We start from the raw sequence: 23,580 nt of genomic DNA on the forward strand, positions 1-23,580 counted from the left end.
TCGGTCATAGCCCCTGCGTCGGCGCGGGAATGCTCGCCTGAGCGGTGGGCGGGGTGGTGGCGGTGCGTAGCGTTGCGGCCAGGCGGTTGGCGAGGTCGACGAGTTTGCGGGCGGCGCCTTGGGTCAGGCTGGGGGGGCGCTGGACCAGGTCTTCTTCGAGGGCTGGATCGGTGTCGGCAACCACCACCGGTGTGATGGCGAAATCGACGCCGAACACCGGCTTGATGTCGATATTGGTGTGGGCATAGGCCATGAATTTCTGGAAGGCGATGGCCGGCAGGGTGCCGCCGGTGAGGTTGTTGGTGGCGTGGTAATCGTCATTGCCGAACCAGACGGCGGCGACGTAATTGCCGGTAAAGCCGCAGAACCAGGCGTCGCGATAGGATGATGTGGTGCCCGATTTGCCAAGCACGGGCACGCCGGGCACATCGCCGCGCCGGCCGGTGCCGCCGGTGACCACGCCGCGCAGCATGGAGTTCATGTTGGCGACGGTGGTTTCGCTCAACACCCGTTCGCGCGGCGCATCGGGATCGGCTTCATAGACCAGCTCGCCGCCCAGCGTGGTCATGCGGGTAATGCCGAAGGCCGGGGTTTTGTAGCCGTGATTGGCCAGCACGGCATAGGACGAGGTCATGTCCAGCACCGACACCGAGGCGACGCCCAGAGCCAGCGAGCGGGTGACCGGATAGTCGGCCTGCAGGCCCATGCGGTGGCTGAGCGCGGCGATGGGCTCGCGGCCGGTCTTGATCGACAGGGTTACCGGCACAGTATTGAGCGACTGGGCGAAGGCACTGGCCAGGGTCACGGTGCCCTTGTAGTTGCGGCCATAATTCTGCGGGCACCAGTCGCCGATGCAGACCGGGCGGTCGGTGATCATGTCAGTCGGGGTAAGGCCGAGCTGTTCGAAGGCTTCGGAGTAAACGAAAATCTTGTAGGCCGAGCCGGGCTGGCGGGTGGAGACGATGGCGCGGTTGAACTGGCTCTTGCCGTAATCGGTGCCGCCGACCATGGCACGGATGGCGCCGACCGTGTCGGTGACCACCATGGCGGCCTGGCTGACGTCATATTGTTCGCCCTGTTCCAGCACGGTTGAGACCACTGCCTCTTCGGCATATTTTTGCAGCGTGGTGTCGATGGTGGTGCGGACGACGAAATTGTTCGACGCGTGATTGTGGCTTTCGATCAGGCGCTTGGACTGTTCGAAGGCCCAATCGAGAAAGTAGTTCGGCGAATTGGCATCGGCGGCGCGGCTGACCGGGGTCGCCGGATGGCGGCGGGCGGCGGTGACCTGACCTTCGGTGAGGAAACCGGCCGCGACCATGTTGGACAGCACCAGATTGGCGCGGCCGCGCGCGGCGGCGAGGTCAACATGCGGTGCGTAGCGGGTCGGAGCCTTGAACAGGCCGGACAGCATGGCGGCTTCGGCCAGGTTGATGTCCTGCACCTTTTTGTCGAAATAATAGTCCGAGGCGGCGACGACGCCGAAATTGCCGCCGCCCATATAGGCGCGGTCAAAATACAGCTTGAGGATGTCATCCTTGGTGTAGTGCCACTCCAGCCAGACCGCGAGAAACGCTTCGATGATCTTGCGTTCCAGCGTTCTTTCCGAGGAGAGGAACAGGTTCTTGGCCAGCTGCTGGGTGATTGAGGAGCCGCCCTGGGTGGAATTGTCGCCAGCGGCATTGCTCATCAGCGCGCGCAGGGTGCCGACCACGTCAATGCCGAAATGGTCATAAAAACGCCGGTCTTCGGTGGCCAGGGTAGCCTTGATCAGATAGTCGGGCATGTCGGCCAGCGCCACGGTATCGTCGGAGCGAATGCCGCGCCGGCCGATCTCGGTGCCGAAGCGATCAAGGAAGACGACTGAATAATCTTCTGCCTTGTTGAACTCGCCCGAAGCGGTGGCGTCAAAGGCCGGCAGGGCCAGCGCCGTCATCAGCACGCAGCCGATGGCCAAGAATGAGAAGCCGTCGCTAACCAGTTCCACGAACAGGCGTTTAATGCCGGCAACGTGAAAGATCGACATGAAGTCCTGAAAGCGGGTATAGCCTCGACCGAGCGCCTGCCAGAATTCGTAGAGCGAAGAATCAAGCCAAGCGTCGGCCGCCAGCATGCTGGAGGATTTCTTGCGCTTTTCTTTGGTATAGAACGGATCCTGCACCAGTCGTCCTCAGCTCACCTTGGCGGACTGTTGTCCGCCGCCAGCGATCAACGCAACAGCATCGCTGGAATATGATTGCTCCTGGATGCCGGCAAGGGCATTCCGGCAACAGACTTACCAGCAGCGAGTTAAGATGGCCTTTTGGGACGAAAAAACCCTCGAAGAAATGACCACCGCGGAGTGGGAATCCCTTTGCGACGGTTGCGGCCGTTGCTGCCTGATCAAACTCGAGGATGAAGACACCGGAATTCTGATCACCTCGGACGTGCGTTGCCAGTTGCTCGACGGCGATACCTGCGGTTGCACCGACTATCCCAACCGCCAGGCCAAGGTGCCCGACTGCATCAAGCTGACGCCGCAGAATGTGCGCGAAATCCCCTGGATCCCCACCACCTGCGCCTATCGCCGCATCGCCGAGGGCAAGGGCCTGGCCTGGTGGCACCCGCTGGTGTCGGGCGATCCGCAAACCGTGATCGATGTCGGCGTCTCGGCCCGGGGCCGGACCTTTGCCGAACAGGACGTGGCGCCCGGCGAATGGGAGAACCACGCGGTCGACTGGCCCGAATGGGAACCGCCCGAGAAGCTCTAGGAGCGAACGAAGGCCAGTAGCGGCGCGAAATCGTGCTGGTCGGCGGCGCGCAAGGCAGCCAGATAGGCCTGCCGGGTAGCGCTGGGCAGGTCGATGCTGTGGCGACCCCAGGTGAAAGCCTCGACGCCGAGCTGGCGGCAGAGCAAATCCGCCGCCAGGCGCGTGTGCCGGCCATTGCCGTTGGTGAATGGATGGATCGACACCAGGCCATGGTGGAAGCGGGTCGCCAGCTCATCGGGGCCATAGGTGTTGTGGGCGAGCCAATAATCCATATCGTCCAGAAACTGCCGCAGCCGGACCGGGATGTCGTGGGCCAGGGCGCCAATATTGGTTTCGACACGCCGCCATTTTCCGGCCCAGGACCAGACCTCGCCGAACATGCGCTGATGCAGGCGGGCGAGGTAGGGTTCGCTGGTCAAGGCCATACGGCTGCGCAGCGCCCAGGCGCGCCCGGCCAGGATATTGGCTTGCTCGGCCGCGTTAAGGTCTTGCCGGGTGATGATCCAGCTCTGGCGCAGTCCCTTTTGATCCTCGGGGCGAGGGGTGTCGATCCTTCGGGGCCGGCAAAAATGTCGGTCACGGCTGTCGCCAAAGATCGCGTTCGGAGATGTGGTCCTCGATATAGTCGTCGACCTGCTGCCGGAGCGGGGCGGCGACCTGCTGATCTTCCAGCGCCATGCTGTGCGACACGCCGGTTATGGCGGCGGCGGCCAAGCTCTCGGCGCGCCGCTGCACCATGGCCTCCAAGGAAGTGTTGGGGACCAGCGCATAGACCAGGGTGCAATCCATGGCCTGGCCGACGCGCCGAAGCGTCGCCAGGGTAATGGTGCCGGCAGCCTCGCTTTTCTCCATGTCATCAAGCGACTGCGAGCGTACGCCGAGTCGGTCGCCGAGCTGGGCAGATGACAGACCCAGCGCGTCTCTGAGGGCGCGTATCCAGCCCTTGGGCGGGGGCTGATACTGAGTGGCGGGCTGCAATGCCGCCAGTTTCTGGTCCAGACTGAGGCGGGCTCGGTGAAGCCTGCGGTTCCAAGCCATTTCTGCTCCTTGCCAGGCTATGACCTGGTTTTTATGCGTTACTTGCCAGGTTATAACCTGTCATTTAATCTATCGTTACCAGGTTATGGCCTGGTTTTATAGCTTGAACATCAGGCCATGGCCTCGTTCAGGAGCTTCGCATTGGGTCTTGTTTGGGATGCCGCAGCTCTAGGTCTTTACACGGCATTAACCATGTTGTGGCCAGATCGGGCGGTGCGTGAGCCCAGGATAGGCGGCAACATGACCGATATCGCGACTGCCAAAGACTCAAGTGAACATTTCTGGGCCCGCGTGCGCGTGGCGCTGGGGGCGATGCGTCCTGTGCGACAGGAGCGAGTGCCGGCTTATGGGCAGGCGGCAATTGCCCGCTCCATCGGCATGAAGCCCCGGCTGGGTGCGCGGATCGACGAGGAACTGGCGCTGGGCTGGCGGTTGGCGGCGGGTCGCAATGTCTCGATGAGCCTGCTGGTGATCGAGGTCGATCGCTTCGCCGATTATTTTACCGCCTATGGCCGCGCCGTGACCGATGATTGCCTGCTCTCGGTGCTGGGGGCGATCAAGGCGACGCTGCCGCGCGAGACCGACACCTGTTTGCGGATGGGGCGGAGCAGCTTTGTCATCGTGCTGCCGGACCTGCCGGTGCTGATGGCGCGGGCTACCGCCGCCAAGATCGCCGATGCAGTGAAGGCACTGTCGCTGGCGCATAAGGAAAGTCATGCCGGTATCGTCACCATCAGCCAGGGGCTGGCGGTGATCAATCCAGAGGGTCATTACGACCGCAAGTTTTTCGAAGCCGCCGCCGAAGCGCTGAAAAAGGCGCAGCGCAAGGGCATGAGCCGGATCGAAGGCGTCGATTTGCGCCCGACGCAGAAGCGGCGCAAGGCGGCTTAGGCACCCACCCCTTCCTTCTCCCCTTGTGGGAGAAGGTGCCCCGAAGGGGCGGATGAGGGGGCGTTTCCACAAGCATCTATGCATGGGCGGGCGCAGGACCCCTCACCCTGGATTTCTGCTGAACGCAGAAATCCTGTCCCTCTCCCACAAGGGGCGAGGGGAGGGCCGGTGGGTGGGGCGAGGTCTGAACACAGACGGCCGGGGCGGCGGAGGCCGCCGCCTGTTGCCAGTCTTCCCCTGACCCACTAAGACAGCCGTCCTTTGCGCGCCGTTGGGCGCGGTCCCCATTATGGATGGCATGCCATGACCCTTGTTTGCGGCCTCGACTTTGGCACGTCCAATTCCACCTTTGCCCGGCTCGATGACGCCGGCGTGCCGCAATTGCTGGCGCTGGAGGATGGCCGGCAGACGCTGCCCAGCGTGATCTTTTTCGGCTTTGAGGATGACACCGTCCATTTCGGCCGGCAGGCGGTGGCGGAATATGTCAGCGGCGCCGATGGGCGGCTGATGCGCTCGCTCAAAAGCGTGCTGGGCACGGCGCTGATCGGGGACACCACGCGGGTCAAGGCGCGCAGCTATGGCTTTGTCGAGATTTTGGGCATGTTCATCGCCGAGATGAAGCGCCGGGCCGAGACCGAATTGGGCGGCGTGGTGGATAGCGTGGTCTGCGGCCGGCCGGTGCATTTTGTCGATGATGATACGGTAGCGGACCGGGCCGCGCAGGATCAGCTGGAAGGCGCGGTGCGGGCGCAGGGGTTTCGCCACATCGATTTTCAGTTCGAGCCGATTGCCGCCGCGCTGGACTATGAGCGGCAGGTGACGAGCGAGAGGCTGGCGCTGATTGTCGATCTGGGTGGTGGTACGTCGGATTTTTCGGTGGTGCGGGTGTCGCCGGAGCGGGCCCGTGCGGCGGAGCGCGGCGGCGATATTCTGGCGACGGCGGGTGTGCATGTCGGCGGGACGGACTTTGACCGGCTGCTGTCGATGGCCAAGGTGATGCCGGAGCTGGGGCTGGGCACGCGCACGCTGGACGGCAAGCGGCATCTGCCGGTGGCGCCGTATTATGATTTGTCGACCTGGCACCGGATCAACCGGCTCTATACGGCGCAGACCCTGCGCGATTTGCGCGGCACCAAGCGCGAGGCGCAGGCGCCGGGGCGGGTGGAGCTGATGATGGAGCTGATCGAGGATCGACTGGGGCATCGGCTGGTCGGCGCGGTGGAAGCGGCCAAGATTGCGCTGTCGGATGCGGATGCGACGGAATTTGTGTTTCCGGTGCGGGACCGGCGGATCGAGACGGCAATGAGCATCGCGGATTTGACCGAGGCGCTGCGGCTGGCGGTGGGGCGGATCGAGGCGACGATTGGGGAAGCGCTGACGCGGGCAGGGGTGACGGCGGGGGATATCGACAGTTTGATTTTGACGGGGGGCTCGACGCAGGTGCCGGCGATTGCCGGGCGGTTGCGGGCGCTGTTTCCAGAGGCGGAGCTGGTGCGGACCGATGTGCTGGGGAGCGTGGGGCTCGGGCTGGCGTTGGATGCGAAGCGGAAGTTTGGGTGAGGGAAAATCTCGCCCCAAACACGGTGTCACCCCGGCGAAAGCCGGGGCCCATCCTGAGATCGCGCGGGTGACTCCATCTCAAGATGGGTCCCGGCTCAAGGCCGGGATGACATCGGGGGTGTGGCGGCGTTGGGGACGATTGCGGGATCATCCCTTCCAAGCCCGAGGGTGACGGGCGGTGGTGGGGTGACGATCTATGGTCGTCCACCAAAAAACTTATCCATCTTATCCCCGCGTCACGGTGATGGGGTATAGTTCAGGCATGGTCGGGAAATTGGGTCAGGTGGTGGCAAGCCACCGACCCACAGACGAGCCGGGGCCTTTCATGACAGCGTTAAAATCTGCCGACACCCGCGACTGGGTGGAGATTCGGCGTGCCTATGAGCAGAGTATTGAAACGCTGGTGCAGATCTGCCTGCGCTTCGGCATCACCAAGGGCGCGCTGGAATATCGCTGCCGCAAGGAGCGTTGGATTTCGCGGCAGGCGAGCCTGGCCAAGCGGAAGGATTCGACGATGGCGCGGCTGTTCGCCGTGCTGGAAAAGCAGGTGACCAAGCTGGGCAATGCCAGCGGCGACACATTGGGCGACAAGGAGGCACAGCAATTGACGGAACTGATCAAGAATTTCGACAAGATGGCCAGCATGGCCGGCAATGAGGTGAAGGCAGAAATGGTGCCGCAGAAGCGCGACATGCGCGATCTGCGCGACAAGCTGGCCAAGCGCATTGATCAATATAAGCGCCGCTGACGGGAAGACCCAGGTCGAGGCCCTGTCCGAGGCAGCAGTGGTGGACATGTTCTACGACTGGAACCGCTGGGCCTATGAGCAGCAGAAAGAGCCCGAGGGCGACTGGACGACCTGGCTGTTTCTCGGTGGGCGGGGCTGCGGCAAGACCCGCACCGGCGCCGAATGGGTGCGCGGGCTGGCAGCGCAGAAGATTTCGCCCATCGCGCTGGTGGGCGAAACCATGAGTGAAGCGCTCGCCATCATGGTGCGGGGCGAGAGCGGGATTTTTGCCGTCTGCGATGTGGATGAGCGGCCTTTGTTGAAGGGCCAGCAGTTGATCTGGCCCAATGGGGTGGAGGCGACTTTGATGTCGGCCTCCGATCCGGATCGGTTTCGCGGGCCGCAATTTGCCGCCGCCTGGTGTGACGAGCTGGAGCTATTGGCGGGCGACAATGCCGGGGCCAAGGGGATGGGCCAGCAACAGGAGGATGTGGTCGGCGCCAGCTTTGCCGTGGCATTTTGCGAGGGCGAAGTGCGGCGGCTGGGGCGGATCTGGGCCGACGGGCAGTTGCTCGATACCGAGGGACTGACGCTGCGGTTTTATCGCGGCACGGAGGACCAGTTGCCCGATGGGCTGATCGAGGCGACGCAGGGCGAAGCGCCGGCCTATCGCGGGCTGTGTTATTTGGTGGTCGAGCAATTGCCCCTCAACCGGTTTGGTAACCGGATACCGCAGCTATCGGTGGAATTGTGCCGGGTGGTGGGGGAGCTCGAGCCCAATATTCGGGCGGTGACGGTGATCCCGGGGGCGACTGAATTTGGCTATGACCCCAGTCCGCGCGTGCGGCTGGTGGGGCCGGGGCAGACCGTGGGTGAAAATACCCATGTGTCGGCGAGTGTGAGCGACTGGACTGCGTCGATCGATGAGCTGGTGGCGCTGTGCCCGAACCTTGAACATGTGGCGCTGGTGGTGGCCTGGTTCGGTGATGATCTGCGCTGCGGGCACTGCGCCATCGGGCCGCGTGTCGAGGCGGCGGAGCGCGATGTGCTGGGCGCGCCGTGGAGCGTGATGGGGCTGGGGCGCGGAAATGTGACGGTGGTGTCGCAGCATGGCGGCGGGGCGGCTTATGGCGGCACGCCATCGGACGCGTCAGTGCTGGCGGCGATTGCCGATCTCAAGTCGCGCGGGCTCAAGGTGACGCTCTACCCGCTGGTGATGATGGATGTACCGGGCGGCAATGGACTGCCGGACCCGTATGGCGGGGCCGAGCAGGCGGCTTATCCCTGGCGTGGGCGCATCACCTGTCATCCGGCGCCGGGGCGGGCGGGATCGCCGGATCAAACGGCGGCAGCAGCGGCGCAGGTGGCGGGTTTTGTGCCGGGCTATCGGCAGATGGTGCTGCATTATGCCGAGGTGGCCAAGGCGAGTGGGGTCGATACGCTGATCATCGGCTCGGAAATGGTCGGGCTGACGAATGTGCGCGGGGCGGGCAACAGCTTTCCGTTCGTGACGGCGCTGGTGGGGCTGGCGGGCGAGGTGCGGGCCATTGTCGGGGCGGGCATGGTGCTGACCTATGCCGCCGATTGGAGCGAATATTCGGGCTATCAGCCGGGCGGTGGGGAGAAGTTTTTCCATCTCGATCCGCTCTGGGCCTCGCCGCATATCGATGCGGTGGGGATCGACAATTACATGCCGCTGGCCGATTGGCGCGATGGGCAGGGCCATGCGGATGCCGGGCTGTCGGCGAGCGGCTACGACCTTGATTATCTGGCCGGCAATGTGGCGGGCGGCGAAGGGTTTGACTGGTATTATGCCAGCGATGCCGACCGGCAGGCACAGGCGCGCAGCCCGATCAGCGACGGCGCTTATGGCGAGCCGTGGGTGTGGCGCTACAAGGATATTCGCAGCTGGTGGAGCCGGGCGCATCACAACCGGCCCGGTGGGGTGCGGCAGGCGAGCCCGACGGCGTGGGTGCCGGGCAGCAAGCCGGTCATCTTCACCGAACTCGGCTGCGGGGCCGTCGATAAGGGGGCCAACCAGCCCAATATTTTTGGCGACCCCAAAAGCGCCGAAGGTGGGCGTCCGTATTTTTCGAGCGGCACGCCTGACCCGCTGATCCAGCGGCAGGTGTTGCGGGCGCATCAGGCGTGGTGGCGCGATCCCCAGAACAATCCGCCGGGCATGGTGGATGTGAGCCGCATCTATCACTGGACCTGGGACGCGCGGCCCTATCCGGCATTTCCGGCGCTCACGGCAGTGTGGGCCGATGGGCCGAACCATCGCAATGGGCACTGGCTGACCGGGCGGTTGGGCGGGCTGGCGAGTGACGAATTGGCGGTGGCGATTGCGACCGATCATGGCGTGGCGCTGAGCGCCGAGCCGGCGGCGCCTTTCGCCAGCGGATTGGTCCTGGGCAGTGCGACGACGGCGCGGGAGGCGCTGGAACCGCTGCTGGGGGCAACGGGGCTGAGCCTGCGCAATCGGGTGGCTGGGCTGCATCTGGGTATGGCGCGGCGCGGTACGGCGGTGACGCTGGCGGCGGATGGGCTGGCGGCGGGGGAGGCGGCGACGCTGACACGGCGGCGGGTCGATCCGGCGGAGGCGCCGGGACGGCTGGCGCTGAGCTATCTCGACCGTGAGCGGGACTATCTGACCGGCACGGTGACGGCGCTGAGCCATGCGGATGGCCCGTTGGTGGGCGAGAGCACGGCGCTGACGCTGGACGGCTCGGGCGCGCGGCTGGCGGCCGAACGGCTGCTCGATGGGCGGAATGCAAGGCGCGAAACGCTGGATTTCAGCCTGCCACCGGCGGCGTTGGAGCTGGAGCCGGGCGATCTGGTGGAGATCGAGGGTCAGGCGGAGGGGCCGTTCGAAATTGCCGAAATTCGTGACGGGCTGGCGCGGCGGGTGACGGCGCGCAGCCTGCCGGCGGGCCATGCGGTGGCGACCGGGATTGATCGGCCGCTGGCAGCGGGTGGCGGGCCGATGGTGCGGTCGCTGCCGGTGGTGACGCTGGCGCATCTGCCGCCACTACCGGGCGATTTTGCCCGGTCGCGGCTGGTGGTGGGCACTTATGCGCAGCCCTGGCCGGGCAGCGTGCAACTGGTCGATGACGTGACTGGCGCGACACTGGCGGAGCTGGGGCGGCGGGCTGTGCTTGGCAGCGTGGTGAGTGCGCTGCGGCCGGGTCCGGCTGCGGTATGGGACGTGGGCGACGGGTTTGAGGTGAGCCTGGTGGCGGGCCATCTGGCTTCGGCGGAAAAGTTGGCGGTGCTGGCGGGCAGCAATCGGCTGGCGGTGGAAACTGACGCGGGCGACTGGGAGGTTTTGGGCTTTGCCGAGGCCGAACTGGTGGCGGCGGGGCGCTATCGGCTGCGGCAGTTACTGCGCGGGCTGGAGGGGACCGGACCGGCCATCGGCATGGTATCGCCGGGGCGGCGGGTGATGCTGCTGGATGCGCGGACGCTGGCCTTGCCGGTGGAGCCGGGCTGGCTGGGCGAGGCGCGCGGCTTTCGCGTCTATGCCGGTGGAGCGGATATTGAGGGTGTGGCGCTTTCGCTGGTAACCGGCGTGGCGCCGGCTTTGCCACTGTCGCCGGTGCATCTGCGGGCGCGGCGGAATGGGGGTAGCGATATTGCCCTCGACTGGGTGCGGCGCAGTCGGGGCGATGGCGACGGCTGGGGCGTGGCGGAAAGCCCGATGGAGCCGGTACCCGAGCGCTGTCAAATGGTGATTTTTGACGGGGCGACGGCGCTGCGGACGCTCGACGTGACGGCGCCGACGGCCGTGTACACCGCTGCCGATCAGGTGACGGATTTCGGCGTGACGCCGGCGGCGTTCGCCTTCACGGTGAGCCAGCTCAGCCCGGTGCTGGGCGCTGGTCATGTCGCAAGGGGAGAGTTTCATGGCTAGAATCCGGTTCGATATTTGCCTCGACGAGGTGCTGCGGCACGAGGGCGGCTATGCCGACCATCCTGCCGACCCCGGTGGGGCAACCAATCTGGGCATCACCCACAAGACGCTGGCGCGCTGGCGCCAGGTGTCGCCGTGGTGGGAGCTGCCCAAAAGCGCGGTGAAGGATTTGCAGCGCCCTGAAGCGGCGCGGATTTATCGCGCCAGTTACTGGGATCGTTGCCGGGCCGACCAACTGCCGCCGGGGCCTGATCTGGCGCTGTTCGATTTCGCCGTCAATTCCGGGCCGGATCGGGCCATCCGTATGCTGCAAACTGAGCTGGGTGTGGTCGCCGATGGTCAGATCGGGCCGCTGACGCTGGCGGCGGTTGGGGCCTATGGCAGGCGCAAGGGGGTCGGTGTGCTGATCGGCGCGCTGTGCGACCGGCGGCTCGGTTTTCTCAATCGGCTGACGAGTTTCGCCGTGTTCGGCAAGGGCTGGACCGCGCGCGTCGCGTCGGTTCGCCGGACCGCGATGGGCATGGCTGGTACGGCAAACCCGGCCGTCAAACCTCTCAACTGGAGTGACATCATGGACTTTCTCAACGGCTACAAGACCTACATCGTCGCCGCATTCATGCTGCTGGCCGGGTTGGCGCAGATGGTGGGCATCGACCTGCCGGCGCTCGACGGCGCCTCGGCCGGGCATCTGATCATGGAAGCGCTGGCGGTACTGTTCCTGCGCAAGGGATTGAAGGGCGATATCGGGCGGGCGTGAGGACCCGCCTTGCATCACAGCTCCGCGTACCCGATATTGCGGGTACGCCATTTTAAAGGGGCTGAAGTGAAGCACGCGTCGATTGTTGTTCGAGCTCAATGGGACAGCGAGGCTCTGGTGTGGGTCGCGTCCAGCACGGATATCGACGGTCTCAGCGTTGAGGCCGACACGATTGAAGCACTTAACGTCAAGGTCCTTGCCGCGATCACTGATCTGATCGAACTCAACGGCATCGACTCCGAGCTGGCCGAAATCCCGGTGCATCTGCTGGCTGAGCAGTTTTCGCGCCTGCCCAACCCTTCCTACTAGCCGTGGCGGGCTTTCTGCGTGAGTTGAAAGCCCTGCTCATCGCCGCCGGATGTTATTTTGTCAGGCAGGGGCGCGGTGATCATGAGATCTGGTATAGCCCGGTGACGAAACGATACTTCACCATCGACTCCGGCACCAAGTCGCGGCATACGGCGAACGAAACGCTGAAGCAGGCCGGGCTTCCGAAGGGTTTTTGACCGCTTTGCCTCATTCATGTCCCATTCAGCAACGTCGCTCTAGGTTGCTCTCATGAAAACCTTGATCATGAAATCCCTTGCCCCGATCGCCGTGGCGCTGGCCTTGGGGCTGGCCGCGACGGGATCGGCCTATGCGCAGGCCTGCCTCGACAAGCGCGAGATTCAGGATGCGGTGTCCTCTGGTCAGATCATGTCGCTCGATGCGGTGCTGGCCTCGGCCGGCGTCGATGGCAATGCCGACATCCTCTCGGTTCAGGTATGTGACGAAGGCGGCAGGCTCGTCTATGTTATTGGCGTACTGAGCCCCGATGGGGACGCACAGAACCTGGTTCTGAGCGCGCAGTAACCGACAGCGCAGCCAAGGGGCCAGCATGCGTATTCTCGTGGTCGAAGACGACACCAATCTCAATCGACAGCTCAAGGACGCGCTGACGGATGCCGGCTATGCGGTCGACGTGGCGTTCGATGGCGAGGAAGGCCACTTTCTCGGCGATACCGAACCCTATGACGCCATAGTGCTCGATATCGGCTTGCCGCAAATGGACGGGCTGTCGGTGCTCGAAGAGTGGCGGCGCGCCGGCAAGACCACGCCGGTGCTGCTGCTGACGGCGCGCGACCGCTGGAGCGACAAGGTGCAGGGCATCGACGCCGGCGCCGACGATTATGTCGCCAAGCCCTTCCACATGGAAGAAGTGCTGGCTCGTATCCGCGCTCTGGTACGGCGCGCGGCGGGGCTGGCCTCCAATGAAATTGTTGCCGGGGCGGTGCGGCTTGATGCGCGCTCGGGCAAGGTGACGGTCGATGGCCAGTCGGTGAAACTGACCAGCCACGAACTGCGCCTGCTGAGCTATCTGATGCATCACAAGGGCAAAGTGATTTCGCGCACGGAACTGACCGAGCATCTCTACGATCAGGATTTCGACCGCGACAGCAACACCATCGAGGTGTTTGTCGGCCGCCTGCGTAAGAAGCTGCCGGACGACTGTATCCAGACCGTACGCGGGCTGGGCTATCAGATCGCGGAAGATTAGGGCGGTCGCAGCGAGTGCGTAAGGGCTCCATCGCCGCGTCGCTGTTCTGGCTTTCCGCCGGCTGGCTGGTGCTGGCGCTGGTGGCGACCGGCTTTCTGCTGACCGATCTCTATTCGCGGGCGCTCGACAACTCGCTGGCGCAGACGCTGGATTTCCATGTCGAAAGCCTCGCCGGCGCCTTGCTGGAAACAGGCGATCCGCTGAGCGACGAGATCGTGCTGAGCGATCCGCGCTTCGACCGTCCGCGCTCGGGCTGGTATTGGGCGATCCGCGATGCCGATGGCACGCTGTATAATCTGTCAACCTCGGTGGTCGGCATCGATCTGCCGCCATTGACCAGTGCCGGCGATGGCCGGGGCCGCCGCACCGGCATCATGGACGACGCTTTCGGCACCAGGCTCCGCGTCGTGGAGCGGGCGGTGACGCTGGCACCGACCACCTACCAGATCGTGGTTTCCGGCAATCTCAGCGAAATTCTGGAGCAGGTCGGTGAGTTTCGCGGCCAGGCCTTCGTCGTGCTGGGCGCGGTGGGGGTGATGCTGGCCATCATGAGCGGCATTGTCGCCCGTTTCGCCATGCGGCCCATCGCCCGCTTGAGTGCCGCCATCGAGAGCGTGCGCGAAGGCGAAAGCGTCGCTTTGACCGGCACCTATCCCCGCGAAATTGCTCCACTGGCCGAAGAGGTCAACGAATTGCTGCGCTCCAATGCGCAGATCATCGAGCGGGCGCGCAATCAGGTCGGCAATCTGGCGCATGGGCTCAAGACGCCCATAGCCGTGCTGCGCAATGAGGCCGCGAGCAAAAAGGGCGCGCTGGCCGGCGTGGTGCTGTCCGAGAGCGAGAAGATGAGCACCATGGTGTCCACCTATCTCGAGCGGGCGCGGCTGGCGGCCCGTACCTCGGTGGTGGGCAAAAAATCCGACGCGAGCCTGATCCTGCAGCGGCTGACGCGGGTGATGGGCAAGATCCATCCCGAGGTCAATGTCGCCTTCCAGCAGCCCGATGTCGCTTTGCCCTGGTTCCGCGGCGATGAGGCGGATCTGGAGGAAATGGCGGGCAATCTGCTCGATAATGCCTGCAAATGGTCCGGCGGGCAGGTGGAGGTGCGATTGTCCAGCGAGCGGGGCGAGATCGGCACCATGCTGTTGATCCGCATCGACGATAACGGGCCGGGGCTGACCGACGAAGACGCCGACAAAGTGTTGCGCCGCGGTGTCAGGCTGGACGAGAAAACGCCCGGCACCGGCTTGGGGCTCGATATCGTCAAGGAACTGGTAGATGTGTATGGCGGCAGCCTGGCCTTGAAGCGTTCAGCGCTGGGCGGGCTATCGGCGGAATTGCGCCTGCCCACGGCGCGGCTCGGCAACTTGGCGCGGCCCAATGCAACCTGACGCACTTTCGCCGCATTACGACAACATGAGCTTTTCAACGACCACGAGATTGCACAATATGAACCGTATCGCCCTTCTTGCTACGCCGCTGCTTGCCCTGACCCTGGCTGCTTGTTCCAGCACTGGTCCGACCCAGGTGGCGCAGGCGCCCGTGGTGGCGACTCCGGTGATCACCCAGCCGCTGGTGGCGACGCCGGCGCAGACCACGCAGCAGGCCCTGCTGACCACCAGCGTGGCCAATGGCTTTGTCGATGCGGCCGCCTTGCGGGTGATGACGCCCAAGGATTCGGCGGAAGCCAATAGCGCGCAGTTCTATGCGCTGCAGTTCGGCCGCCCCGGCGCGCCGCGCCAGTGGGCCGGCGACAAGGGCACCACAGGCACTGTCGCGGTCGGCCCCTATGTCCGCGTCAACAATCTCGATTGCCGGGACTTTACCCACACGGTCAAGGCCGGCGGCCAGGACTATGTGAAAAAGGGCACCGCCTGCCGCGAGCAGAACGGCAATTGGGCAGTGGTGCAGGGCGCCGCCTGACCGCAATAGCCGTTGCTGCAGATAAGGATTGTTTACCAACGCAGGTTAGGTTTGGACCGAAGACTTGTCCAAACCCACTGCGTTAATGTCCCAAGCTGCCAATCAGAGTGAACCGACGGCCTCCGCCGCAACCCGCCGCGGCGTCCGTGCGGCGGCACGGCCGTTTGCCGGCATCATCGATCCGGTGCTGGTCGAGGAGCCCGTGCCGTTTTCTTTTGCCGGCTCGGTCGCCCGTTCCCATGCTGATGCGGGCTGGACCTGGGTCACCCGCGACCTCTGCCCCGATCTGATCCCTGAAGCGGCTGTGGCCGCGGGTAGTTTCTCGGCAGCGGACCTCGAGGCTGTCATGCCCGAGGTACTGACGCGGATGCGCAACGGGCTGGCTATTGCTACCGCCGATCCGGAAAAAGATCGTCGCCTGCGCGCCACTTTGGGCAGCAGCGAAGCCCGCGATGCCCTGCCGGTCATGATCCTGGCGCTGCGTAGCCGCGCTCTGCTGATCAAGGCGCGCGCCTTTGGCAAGGCCGTCAACACTATCGCCGAGGACGGCGCGCTGGGCACCGCCTTGCAATCCATGCCGTTGCAGGACCCGCCGCTGGCGGCTCTGCTGTTCCACGCAGCGGTCGGCCAGATCGCCAATCCCACCCGGCTCATCACCACCATCATCAAGCTGTCGGGCAACGCCACCGAAGCGGCCGTGATCCGGCTGGGTTTCAGCCCGGTGGTCGACGCCATTCTGGCGCAGGCGCAGAACCAGTTGCATGTGCTCCAGCCGATGGGGCCATTTGCCGATATTGATCTGGTATGCCGCAGCCTCGACCGCTTTCACCGGCTGGTGCGCTCGCTGACCGGCTATATCGAAGTCGCCCGCGGCAGCCGCTGGGCGACGGTGCTGTCGGCGGTGACCAAGCAGGTTTCCGACCGGATCGAGCCGCGTTTGCGCGATGTCGTCGCCGATCTCAATCAGGCCATGCGCCGGGGCCGCGAAGGCAGCGACCGGCTCGATGATGACCGGATTTTGGCGGCCATTAATGGCGTCTATCTGCTGGCAACGGTGCGCGAATGCCGGGATTCGCTGGCGCTGAATGCCGTGTTTGAACAGGCCTGGAGCCAGGTCGGGCAGGCGCTGGAAGTCCACCTCCAGCGCAATCTCGACCTGATACGGCAGCATCCGAATGATCCGGTGATCGGCGCACGGCTCGATGCCGGCATCAAGATGGCCGAAATACGGTTCAATCCCGAATATGCCGACACGCTGCGCCGGGCCCGGGTGGCCGCTGAGCGGCGGAGTTAACGCTCCCCCAACATCTTACCCACGAAAATTCTCAATCAACTTTATAGCGATGGCGCGGCCGGGTTCACGTAGGCTGGCGTGTTGTCCGGCCGATCCCCGCACTAGAGCGATGGTTTTGTCACCGATGATGCGGACCACGACGCCGATGGCGCTGAGTGGGTCGGTCTCGTCAGCATTGGCGTAGATCAGTGCGCCCACTTCGAGCAGCCGCGCCTCATCGGGAGCGATGACAAACAGCTGGGCCTCGGCGTGGCGGCCGGTGAGGAAGCTGGGCGGCAGGGGCAGGGGGATGGCCGGGCCGCATCGGGGCTCGGCGTCGTCGCCGGTGATCACCACCATGGCGACGCGCTCCTGCGCTACGATGCCAGCGCTGGCCGCAGGAATGGCGCCGAGCTGCACGCCAGCGGCGATATCGGCGATATCGAGCGGCTGCGGCGTGTCGGCCAGCGACCAGCCGGCGGGTTTCGGCGCAAAGGGGAGCCAGGTGGGCCGCCGCGAGACGATGCTGCGGGGGCGCTCGATATAGCGCCGGCCGGCATCGAGGAAAACCGGCTGCGCCATCTCGTCGGGCACTGCGCCAATGGCAGCGGGCGCATCAGGCGTTTCATAGATGGGATCGATCAGCACATCCTCAACCGGGAGGCGCTCGCGCTCGAGCAGGGCATCGACCGCATCGCCGCCGCTGGCTAGGCAGGCGCGGCGGCTGAGCCAGCCGGCGGCACTGCCGGCGAGCGCGATGCCCGCTGGGCCCTGGCGCGGTTGCAGGCTGGCGTGACCAGCGTCCCAGGCGCTTTCGCCGCCCGCCATGTGCCACAGCGTCAGGTCCGGCTGCCAACCGCCACAGACCACCAGTCGGTCAACGCTCAATTCTGGCTCCGTGCGGGTAAACGCGTCCAGTGCCAGTTGCGGGGCGATGACAAGGCCTGTGCCTTTGGCGGCCGGTGCGGCCGTTGCCACGATGGTGCCAGCCGCCTGGGTGATGCCATAGGCCTTGGCGAATTCGATGAAACGCGATTGCGGGCGGGGGCGGGAATCGACGATGCGCGGCACGGTGACGCCAGCGTCGGTGGCCAGCATGGCCAGCCGATAGGCGGGACTGCTGCTGGTGGCAATCAGGACCGAGCGGCCGGGCCACACACCATAGAGCTGTGCCAGCTCAAACGCTTCCAATGCGCCGACCACACCGGGCAGCCGATTGCCGGGAAACAGCGGCAGGCGCTCCAGCGCCCCGGTAGCCAGCACGATGCGCGGCGCGGCGATGTCGATGACCCGGCCGCTCGGCAGGCCGTCGCGCATGTCCACCTGATGCAGCCGCACCACGCCGGGCCGCAGGGCAAACACTTCGGCGCTGGTCAGCGCGGTGATCGCGTCGGTCTGGCTGATGGCAGCGCGCTGCCGGGCGATGGTCTGGTCCGGGGTCTCTTCGCCATCCTGGGTGCCGAACAGACGCGATTTGCCGCCGAGCTGCGGCGCGGCTTCGACCAGCACGACGCGCAGGCCGCGTTTGGCGGCGGCCAGCGCCGTTGCCATGCCGGCAACGCCGCCGCCAACCACCACCAGATCGGCAATGGGTCCGGGCTCACCGGATTGACCAGACCATGGATGGGCCAGCGCATCGGGCCGATCGAGGTCCAGCCCCAATGTCCGCCCACGACGGCGCAGCAGGCGCGCGAGGGGATTGCGCCTCAGTTGACGGGCGGTGGTGACATAGTCGGCGCCGTCGGTAGCCGGGGTCCGCTCCATCGGCAGGGCACGCTGCTGATCACCGGCCAGCGCGGCGAAACTGATGGTCGGCGCATGGCGTGCTGACAGGGCGAGCGGTGCATGGTCGCGGCGGCCAATCGTGTCGATGCCGGCGGCGAGCAGGGCGCTGAGCACCGTATCGCCGGCAAACCCGGCAATGCTGCGCCCGTTGAGGCGAAACTGCAGCGGCTGCGTGCGATCGATGGCGCTGCCCTGTAGGAGATGATTGGTGTCGGTGCCAAGCCGATGGGGCTGATCCGTCATGCGCCGACCCCGCATTCGGTCACTGTTGCGGCGGTGGCGTCGCGGCCGACCAGGCGGGCGCCGAGCCAGGCATTTTCCGCTGCGTTGGCCGTGCCGCAAAGCCAGCGGGCAATGGCCGGGGCAAGGAACGCGCCGCTAGGGCCGAACCCGGCCAGCACATCCGGGCCGCTACCGCCAACACGGCCGACGGCCGGTGCCGCATCACTGGTGACGATGGTTTCGTAGCTCGATTGGCCGGCCTGGCGGAAATCCCGCTCGCGTCCCAGCAACAGGCCCAGCGCCGTGGCAAAGGGATCGATCGCACCGGGGCCAAGGGCGGCGATGCCGTGCTTGCCCTGCTGCTGCATCAGCAGCAGGCCGGTATCGAGCTGCTGCATCACCGGCGCGGCAATCGGCCGGGTGGGCTCAGTGAAAATCGTGCTGGTCAGCTGCCGTGCCAGCAATGCCGGCCATTGCGCCATGGGCAGGTGGGCGATGATGGCGGGGTCGTCGGCCAGCACGGTCTGGGTGATTTCGATGGGGTCATGCCCGCCCACCAGCGCGGCGCTGCCATCCGCCCGAAGTTGCAGGGCTTCGCCCGTCACAACGCGCCGCACACCGTGCTGATAAAGCCATTGGTCGAGCCCAGCCTCCAGCGTCGGCCGATGCAGCAGCACCGCGTCGCGCAGCAGCACACCGTGGCGGCCGGGGCCGATGGCGCTGGGCGGCACGCGTTCGGCAGCGTGGCCGAAGGCGAGCGCCATGTGACGGAAGTGAGCTAGCGCCTCCTTGCCGGGGGCCGCTTCGGCGAACAGGATCGGATCGATGCGCGACCAGGCGCGGCGCCCGCCAATGCGCGACAGCAGCTTGAGGCTTTCGGGGAGGCTGGCCTTGAGCAGCGCCCAGCTTTCCGGCCGGGTTATCGCCGCGACCGAGAGGTCGATGCCGCGCGGCAGGCGATAGGCCGATTGGCTCTCGCCGGCGAAGACCACGCTCTTGCCATGCACCGACGCCAGCAGCCCCGCGACCAGCCGGGCCTGGGGCGTCGATCCGATAATGGCAAAGTCGGCGTGGGTCCCACTCATGCCCCGATGGTGGCCTGTGGCAATGCGTCCGCCTCGCAAATGCGTGTTTCGATGGTTTTTTGCCCCGTTGCGCTTATAGATGAGGCTTCCTTGCCGCGAGCCGGCGTCAAGCGTCCAGGGCCCATGATTTTCTGGTTCATTGCCATCGCCGTTACCGTCATAGCATGCGCTGCACTTTTTTACGCAGCGGGCTGGCGTGCGGTCAACGTAAGCATCCCCGAATTGGACGATGCCAACAGTCATTTTCGCCTTGTGCTGGCCGGGATCGACGCCGATGTGGCGGCGGGCAAGCTCGGCGCTGCTGAAGCCGAGGCGGCGCGGGGCGAACTGGCCCGCGAAATCCTCCGACTCAAAGCCGAGGCCGGGCGTGTCGTCCGCAGCGGGCCGGATTTCGGTCGGACATCGCTGCTGGTCGGGCTGGTAGGCGTCGCCGCGCTGGCACTGGGCCTCTATGCCTGGCTGGGCAGCCCGCAATTGCCGAGCCAGCCGCTGGCCGGTCGCGCGGTAGCGGTCGAGCAGAGCTTCGATCTCGACGCGGCCATTGCCCGGATCGAGACGGAGCTTGCCGCCAATCCGGATGATTTGCGCGGCTGGACAGTGGTTGCCCCGGCCTATCTCGATATGGGCCGCTATGCCGATGCGGCGCGGGCCTATCGCCGGATGATCGAACTGGGCGGCGCGACCCCCGATCTGCAGACCAGCCTCGCCGAGGCGCTGATGCTGGATGCCGATGGCGCCGGTTCGCCCGAGGCCATGCAATTGCTGCTTGCGGCGGCGGCAGCCGATCCCAACCATGTGCTGTCTCGTCTCTATATCGCTGCTGAGCTGACCCGCGCCGAGGACTTCCCGGCCGCCGTCACCGCGTGGCAGGCGGCGCTGGCGCTGTCCAAGGGCGATGAGCCCTGGCTGCAAGCGGCGCAGCAGGGGCTGGCCGTGGCGCAGAATGGCGGGGTTGCCCCGGCCAATGCGCAGGAAACCGAGATGATCACCCAGATGGTCGGCGGGCTTGCCGATCGCCTTGCCACGCAGGGCGGCAGCATTGAAGAATGGACGCAGTTGCTGCGGGCCTATCTGGTGCTGGGTGACACGGAACAGGCCCAGGCCGCCTATGACGACGCCGTCGCCGCTTATCCCAAGACCTTCGACCGGGGCGACATCGATGCGCTGGCGCTCGGCGCCGGCCTCACCCTCAATGGAGTGCAGCCATGACCATGCCCAATACTATTCGCAAGCAGGGCTGGTCGCGCAAGCAGAAGCGGCTGGGGCTGATTGCCGGGCTCGCACTGGTGCTGGCGCTGGCGACGACCTTGGTGCTGGTGGCGCTGCGCGACCAGATTGTGTTTTTCTATTCGCCATCCGATATCGCCGCCCGTGAAGTAGCAGCCGGTCAGCCGATCCGCCTTGGCGGACTGGTCAAGGATGGCAGCTGGGTGCGCGAAGGTCAGGACAACCACTTCGTGGTGACCGATGGGGCGCAGGACGTGGCCGCCCGCTACACCGGCATTCTGCCCGATCTGTTCCGCGAGGGGCAGGGCGTGGTCGCCGAGGGGAGCCTGGGGCCCGACGGCAGCTTTACCGCCACCAATGTGCTGGCCAAGCATGACGAGAATTATGTCCCCAAGGAAGTCGTCGAGGCATTGAAGGCCAGCGGCGAATGGCGGCCGGAGACGGCGCAGTGAGCATCGAACTCGGCCATTTCGCCCTCATTCTTGCTTTTGCCATCGCCACTATTTCCATGGTTGGCGGTTACGCGTTCTGGCGCTCGGGGCAGCGCATTGCGCTGGTGCTGAGCCAGGCGGCCATCCTGCAATTTGTCCTGGTCGCAGTGGCCTTCGCGGCGCTGATCCAGGCTTTCGTCACCTCCGATTTCAGCCTGCTGCTGGCGGTGAATAATTCCCATTCGCTCAAGCCGCTGATTTTCAAGATCTCCGGGGTCTGGGGCAATCACGAGGGCTCGATGGTCCTGTGGATCCTCATCCTCGTGGCCTTTGGCGCCATGGTTGCGGCCTTCGGCCGGCGCCTGCCCAGCGATTTGCTGGCGCTGGTGCTGGCCACGCAAAGCCTGCTGACGGCGGCGTTTGCCGGTTTCACCCTGTTCACCTCCAATCCCTTTGCCCGGGTGTTTCCCGCGCCGATGCAGGGCAATGACCTCAATCCGGTGCTGCAGGATATCGGCCTCGCCATCCATCCGCCGCTGCTTTACGCCGGCTATGTCGGCTTCTCGATCTGCTTCTCCTTCGCCATCGCCGCGCTGATTTCGGGCCGCATCGATCAAGCCTGGGCGCGCTGGGTGCGGCCCTGGACCATGCTGAGCTGGACCTTGCTGACGCTGGGCATCGCCATGGGCTCCTACTGGGCCTATTACGAACTCGGCTGGGGCGGCTGGTGGTTCTGGGACCCGGTGGAAAATGCCAGCTTCATGCCCTGGCTGGCCGGCACGGCGCTGCTGCATTCGGCGCTGGTGATGGAAAAGCGCAATGCGCTCAAGATCTGGACGATCTTCCTGTCCATCATTACCTTCTCGCTGTCGTTGCTCGGCACCTTCCTGGTGCGCTCCGGCATCCTCACCTCAGTGCATACTTTCGCCAGCGATCCGACGCGCGGCATGGTGATCCTGGCGCTGTTGGCGCTGGTCATCGGCGGGGCGTTCTTCCTGTTCGCTTTCCGCGCCGCCGCATTGCGCCAGGGCGGCCTATTCCAGCCGGTCAGCCGTGAAGGCGCGCTGATCCTCAACAATCTGTTCCTCGCCACCGCCGTTGGCGCGGTGCTGGTGGGCACGCTCTATCCGCTGCTGCTCGATGCGCTGACCGGCACCACGATTTCGGTCGGTGCGCCCTTCTTTGATCTCACCTTCGGCGTGCTGATGGCGCCACTATTGCTGGTGCTGCCGTTTGGGCCGCTGCTGGCGTGGAAGCGCGCCGACATCGTCGGTGCAGCGCAGCGTCTGATGGGGGCGGCGGCGCTGGCGCTGTTCGCCACCATTCTGATTTCGGCGCTGGGCGGGGTGTCGATCTCGCTGGCCCCGATCGGCCTGCTGCTCGGCTTCTGGGTGGCGTTTGGCGCCGTGGCTGAACTGATTGATCGCGGTAAAATCGGGCGCATTCCGCTCAGCGAAAGCGCCCGCCGGCTGATCGGCCTGCCGCGCTCGGCCTGGTCGACCGCCATCGCCCATTTCGGCGTTGGCGTCACCGTTCTCGGCATCGTCGCGACCACAGCCTGGGAAACCGAGCTGGTCACCACGCTCAATCCGGGCGAGATCGCCGAACTCTCCGGCTACAGCATCGCCTTCGATGATTTCCAGCAGGTCGCTGGCCCTAACTATGTCGCTGAAGAGGGGCGCTTCACCATCGTCTCGCCAGATGGCGGGACCCGCACCATGGTGGCCGACCGGCGCAATTATGTCGCCAGCGGCATGCCGACCACCGAAGCGGCCATCGAAACCTATGGCTTCTCCCAGCTCTATCTCCAGCTCGGCGAACCGCTGGCCGACACCCATGTCGTCCGCGTCTGGCACAAGCCCTACATCACCCTGATCTGGCTGGGCACGCTGCTGATGGCCTTTGCCGGCTTCTTGTCGCTGACCGACCGCAAGCGGCGCGTCGGCGCCCCGCGCCGGGCGGCCCGACCGGTCGCGGAGCCAGCACAATGATCTGGCTGCGCGCTTTCCTACTTGTCTTGTGCCTGGCGTCTCCCGTCGCCGCGCTCAGCCCGGACGAAGTCTTGCCCGATCCGGTGCTGGAACAACGCGCCCGCGATATCTCCGCCGGCCTGCGGTGCCTCGTCTGCCAGAATCAGTCGATCGATGACAGCGACGCCGATCTGGCCAAGGATTTGCGCGTGTTGGTGCGCGAGCGGCTGGTGGCCGGCGATAGCGACGAGGCGGTGCGGCAATTTCTGGTCGACCGCTATGGCGAATATGTCCTGCTCAATCCGCGCCTCGGCGGCCACACCATCCTGCTCTGGATCGCCGCGCCGGTCTTGCTGCTGGGCGGACTGGGCACGCTGTTCGTGCTCGGTCGCCGCAAGCGGGCGGTCGAGTCCGGCCTGAGCGCCGCAGAACAGGCCGCACTGGACGAGCTGAAGTAGCGCACGGGCTCTTTCTCCCCGCCCCATTCCCGC

General features: G+C 65.4%; 22 protein-coding genes. 17 read left to right on the top strand and 5 right to left on the bottom strand.

Going from position 1 to position 23,580, the window contains the following annotated elements:
* Positions 1-4: 4 nt before the first annotated feature.
* A complete protein-coding gene (locus tag ACX3OZ_RS07325; RefSeq protein WP_459096376.1) occupies positions 5-2,161 on the bottom strand; it encodes a transglycosylase domain-containing protein in 2,157 nt (718 codons plus the stop codon).
* Positions 2,162-2,294: 133 nt separating this feature from the next.
* Here ACX3OZ_RS07325 and ACX3OZ_RS07330 point away from each other — a divergent pair, with 133 nt between their 5' ends.
* Positions 2,295-2,750 carry a YcgN family cysteine cluster protein gene (locus tag ACX3OZ_RS07330; protein WP_459096377.1) on the top strand — a complete coding sequence of 152 codons (456 nt, stop codon included), beginning with the start codon at positions 2,295-2,297 and terminating at the stop codon, positions 2,748-2,750.
* Here ACX3OZ_RS07330 and ACX3OZ_RS07335 read toward each other — a convergent pair.
* On the bottom strand, positions 2,747-3,415 hold the full coding sequence (locus ACX3OZ_RS07335) for a mobile mystery protein B (protein WP_459104243.1): 669 nt from the start codon (positions 3,413-3,415) through the stop codon (positions 2,747-2,749). The genes ACX3OZ_RS07330 and ACX3OZ_RS07335 overlap by 4 nt on opposite strands.
* Entirely contained in the window at positions 3,327-3,788 is a 462-nt protein-coding gene (locus ACX3OZ_RS07340; protein WP_459096379.1) for a mobile mystery protein A, read from the bottom strand. Before ACX3OZ_RS07340 ends, ACX3OZ_RS07335 begins: the two co-directional genes overlap by 89 nt.
* A 240-nt stretch (positions 3,789-4,028) precedes the next feature.
* On the opposite strand from ACX3OZ_RS07340, the gene ACX3OZ_RS07345 reads away from it, so the two are divergent.
* The 12 genes from ACX3OZ_RS07345 to ACX3OZ_RS07400 all read left to right on the top strand — a co-directional run bounded on the left by ACX3OZ_RS07345 (position 4,029) and on the right by ACX3OZ_RS07400 (position 16,390).
* Positions 4,029-4,679: a diguanylate cyclase domain-containing protein gene (locus ACX3OZ_RS07345; protein ID WP_459096380.1), complete on the top strand. Its 651-nt coding sequence runs from the start codon at positions 4,029-4,031 to the stop codon at positions 4,677-4,679.
* Positions 4,680-4,982: 303 nt separating this feature from the next.
* The gene (locus tag ACX3OZ_RS07350; RefSeq protein WP_459096381.1) at positions 4,983-6,239 is read left to right on the top strand and encodes an Hsp70 family protein; all 1,257 of its coding nucleotides are present in this window, start codon (positions 4,983-4,985) and stop codon (positions 6,237-6,239) included.
* Between the two features lie 325 nt (positions 6,240-6,564).
* Entirely contained in the window at positions 6,565-6,987 is a 423-nt protein-coding gene (locus ACX3OZ_RS07355; protein WP_459096382.1) for a hypothetical protein, read from the top strand.
* Positions 6,965-10,879, top strand: coding sequence for a baseplate multidomain protein megatron (locus tag ACX3OZ_RS07360; RefSeq protein WP_459104181.1), 3,915 nt, complete (start codon positions 6,965-6,967; stop codon positions 10,877-10,879). The genes ACX3OZ_RS07355 and ACX3OZ_RS07360 overlap by 23 nt, the downstream gene beginning before the upstream one ends.
* The gene (locus ACX3OZ_RS07365; RefSeq protein WP_459104182.1) at positions 10,872-11,636 is read left to right on the top strand and encodes a glycoside hydrolase family 108 protein; all 765 of its coding nucleotides are present in this window, start codon (positions 10,872-10,874) and stop codon (positions 11,634-11,636) included. Before ACX3OZ_RS07360 ends, ACX3OZ_RS07365 begins: the two co-directional genes overlap by 8 nt.
* 66 nt (positions 11,637-11,702) lie before the next feature.
* Positions 11,703-11,945, top strand: a complete 243-nt coding sequence (locus ACX3OZ_RS07370) for a DUF1902 domain-containing protein (RefSeq protein WP_459096384.1) — start codon at positions 11,703-11,705, stop codon at positions 11,943-11,945.
* 2 nt (positions 11,946-11,947) lie between these two features.
* On the top strand, positions 11,948-12,142 hold the full coding sequence (locus tag ACX3OZ_RS07375) for a type II toxin-antitoxin system HicA family toxin (protein WP_459096385.1): 195 nt from the start codon (positions 11,948-11,950) through the stop codon (positions 12,140-12,142).
* 67 nt (positions 12,143-12,209) lie between these two features.
* A complete protein-coding gene (locus ACX3OZ_RS07380; protein ID WP_459104183.1) occupies positions 12,210-12,488 on the top strand; it encodes a PepSY domain-containing protein in 279 nt (92 codons plus the stop codon).
* A 25-nt stretch (positions 12,489-12,513) separates the two neighbouring features.
* A complete protein-coding gene (locus tag ACX3OZ_RS07385; protein WP_459096387.1) occupies positions 12,514-13,173 on the top strand; it encodes a response regulator transcription factor in 660 nt (219 codons plus the stop codon).
* Between the two features lie 14 nt (positions 13,174-13,187).
* On the top strand, positions 13,188-14,564 hold the full coding sequence (locus ACX3OZ_RS07390) for an ATP-binding protein (protein WP_459096388.1): 1,377 nt from the start codon (positions 13,188-13,190) through the stop codon (positions 14,562-14,564).
* Positions 14,565-14,622: 58 nt separating this feature from the next.
* The gene (locus ACX3OZ_RS07395) at positions 14,623-15,096 is read left to right on the top strand and encodes a hypothetical protein (protein ID WP_459104184.1); all 474 of its coding nucleotides are present in this window, start codon (positions 14,623-14,625) and stop codon (positions 15,094-15,096) included.
* Between the two features lie 64 nt (positions 15,097-15,160).
* Positions 15,161-16,390, top strand: coding sequence for a hypothetical protein (locus ACX3OZ_RS07400; RefSeq protein ID WP_459104185.1), 1,230 nt, complete (start codon positions 15,161-15,163; stop codon positions 16,388-16,390).
* 15 nt (positions 16,391-16,405) lie between these two features.
* Here the strand turns inward: ACX3OZ_RS07400 and ACX3OZ_RS07405 are convergent, their stop codons facing one another.
* Together ACX3OZ_RS07405 and ACX3OZ_RS07410 are read right to left on the bottom strand one after the other, a co-directional pair.
* Positions 16,406-18,397, bottom strand: a complete 1,992-nt coding sequence (locus ACX3OZ_RS07405; protein ID WP_459104186.1) for an FAD-dependent oxidoreductase — start codon at positions 18,395-18,397, stop codon at positions 16,406-16,408.
* On the bottom strand, positions 18,394-19,461 hold the full coding sequence (locus tag ACX3OZ_RS07410) for a hypothetical protein (protein ID WP_459104187.1): 1,068 nt from the start codon (positions 19,459-19,461) through the stop codon (positions 18,394-18,396). Before ACX3OZ_RS07410 ends, ACX3OZ_RS07405 begins: the two co-directional genes overlap by 4 nt.
* A 123-nt stretch (positions 19,462-19,584) precedes the next feature.
* On the opposite strand from ACX3OZ_RS07410, the gene ccmI reads away from it, so the two are divergent.
* From ccmI to ACX3OZ_RS07430, 4 genes are read left to right on the top strand one after another with little or no spacing between them, the layout of a single operon-like run.
* Entirely contained in the window at positions 19,585-20,670 is a 1,086-nt protein-coding gene (gene ccmI / locus ACX3OZ_RS07415) for a c-type cytochrome biogenesis protein CcmI (RefSeq protein WP_459104188.1), read from the top strand.
* Positions 20,667-21,140, top strand: coding sequence for a cytochrome c maturation protein CcmE (gene ccmE / locus ACX3OZ_RS07420; protein WP_459096394.1), 474 nt, complete (start codon positions 20,667-20,669; stop codon positions 21,138-21,140). Before ccmI ends, ccmE begins: the two co-directional genes overlap by 4 nt.
* Positions 21,137-23,110, top strand: a complete 1,974-nt coding sequence (locus tag ACX3OZ_RS07425) for a heme lyase CcmF/NrfE family subunit (protein WP_459104189.1) — start codon at positions 21,137-21,139, stop codon at positions 23,108-23,110. The genes ccmE and ACX3OZ_RS07425 overlap by 4 nt, the downstream gene beginning before the upstream one ends.
* Entirely contained in the window at positions 23,107-23,547 is a 441-nt protein-coding gene (locus ACX3OZ_RS07430; protein WP_459104190.1) for a cytochrome c-type biogenesis protein, read from the top strand. The genes ACX3OZ_RS07425 and ACX3OZ_RS07430 overlap by 4 nt, the downstream gene beginning before the upstream one ends.
* Positions 23,548-23,580 lie beyond the last annotated feature (33 nt).

The organism is Devosia sp. A369 (genome assembly GCF_054489345.1).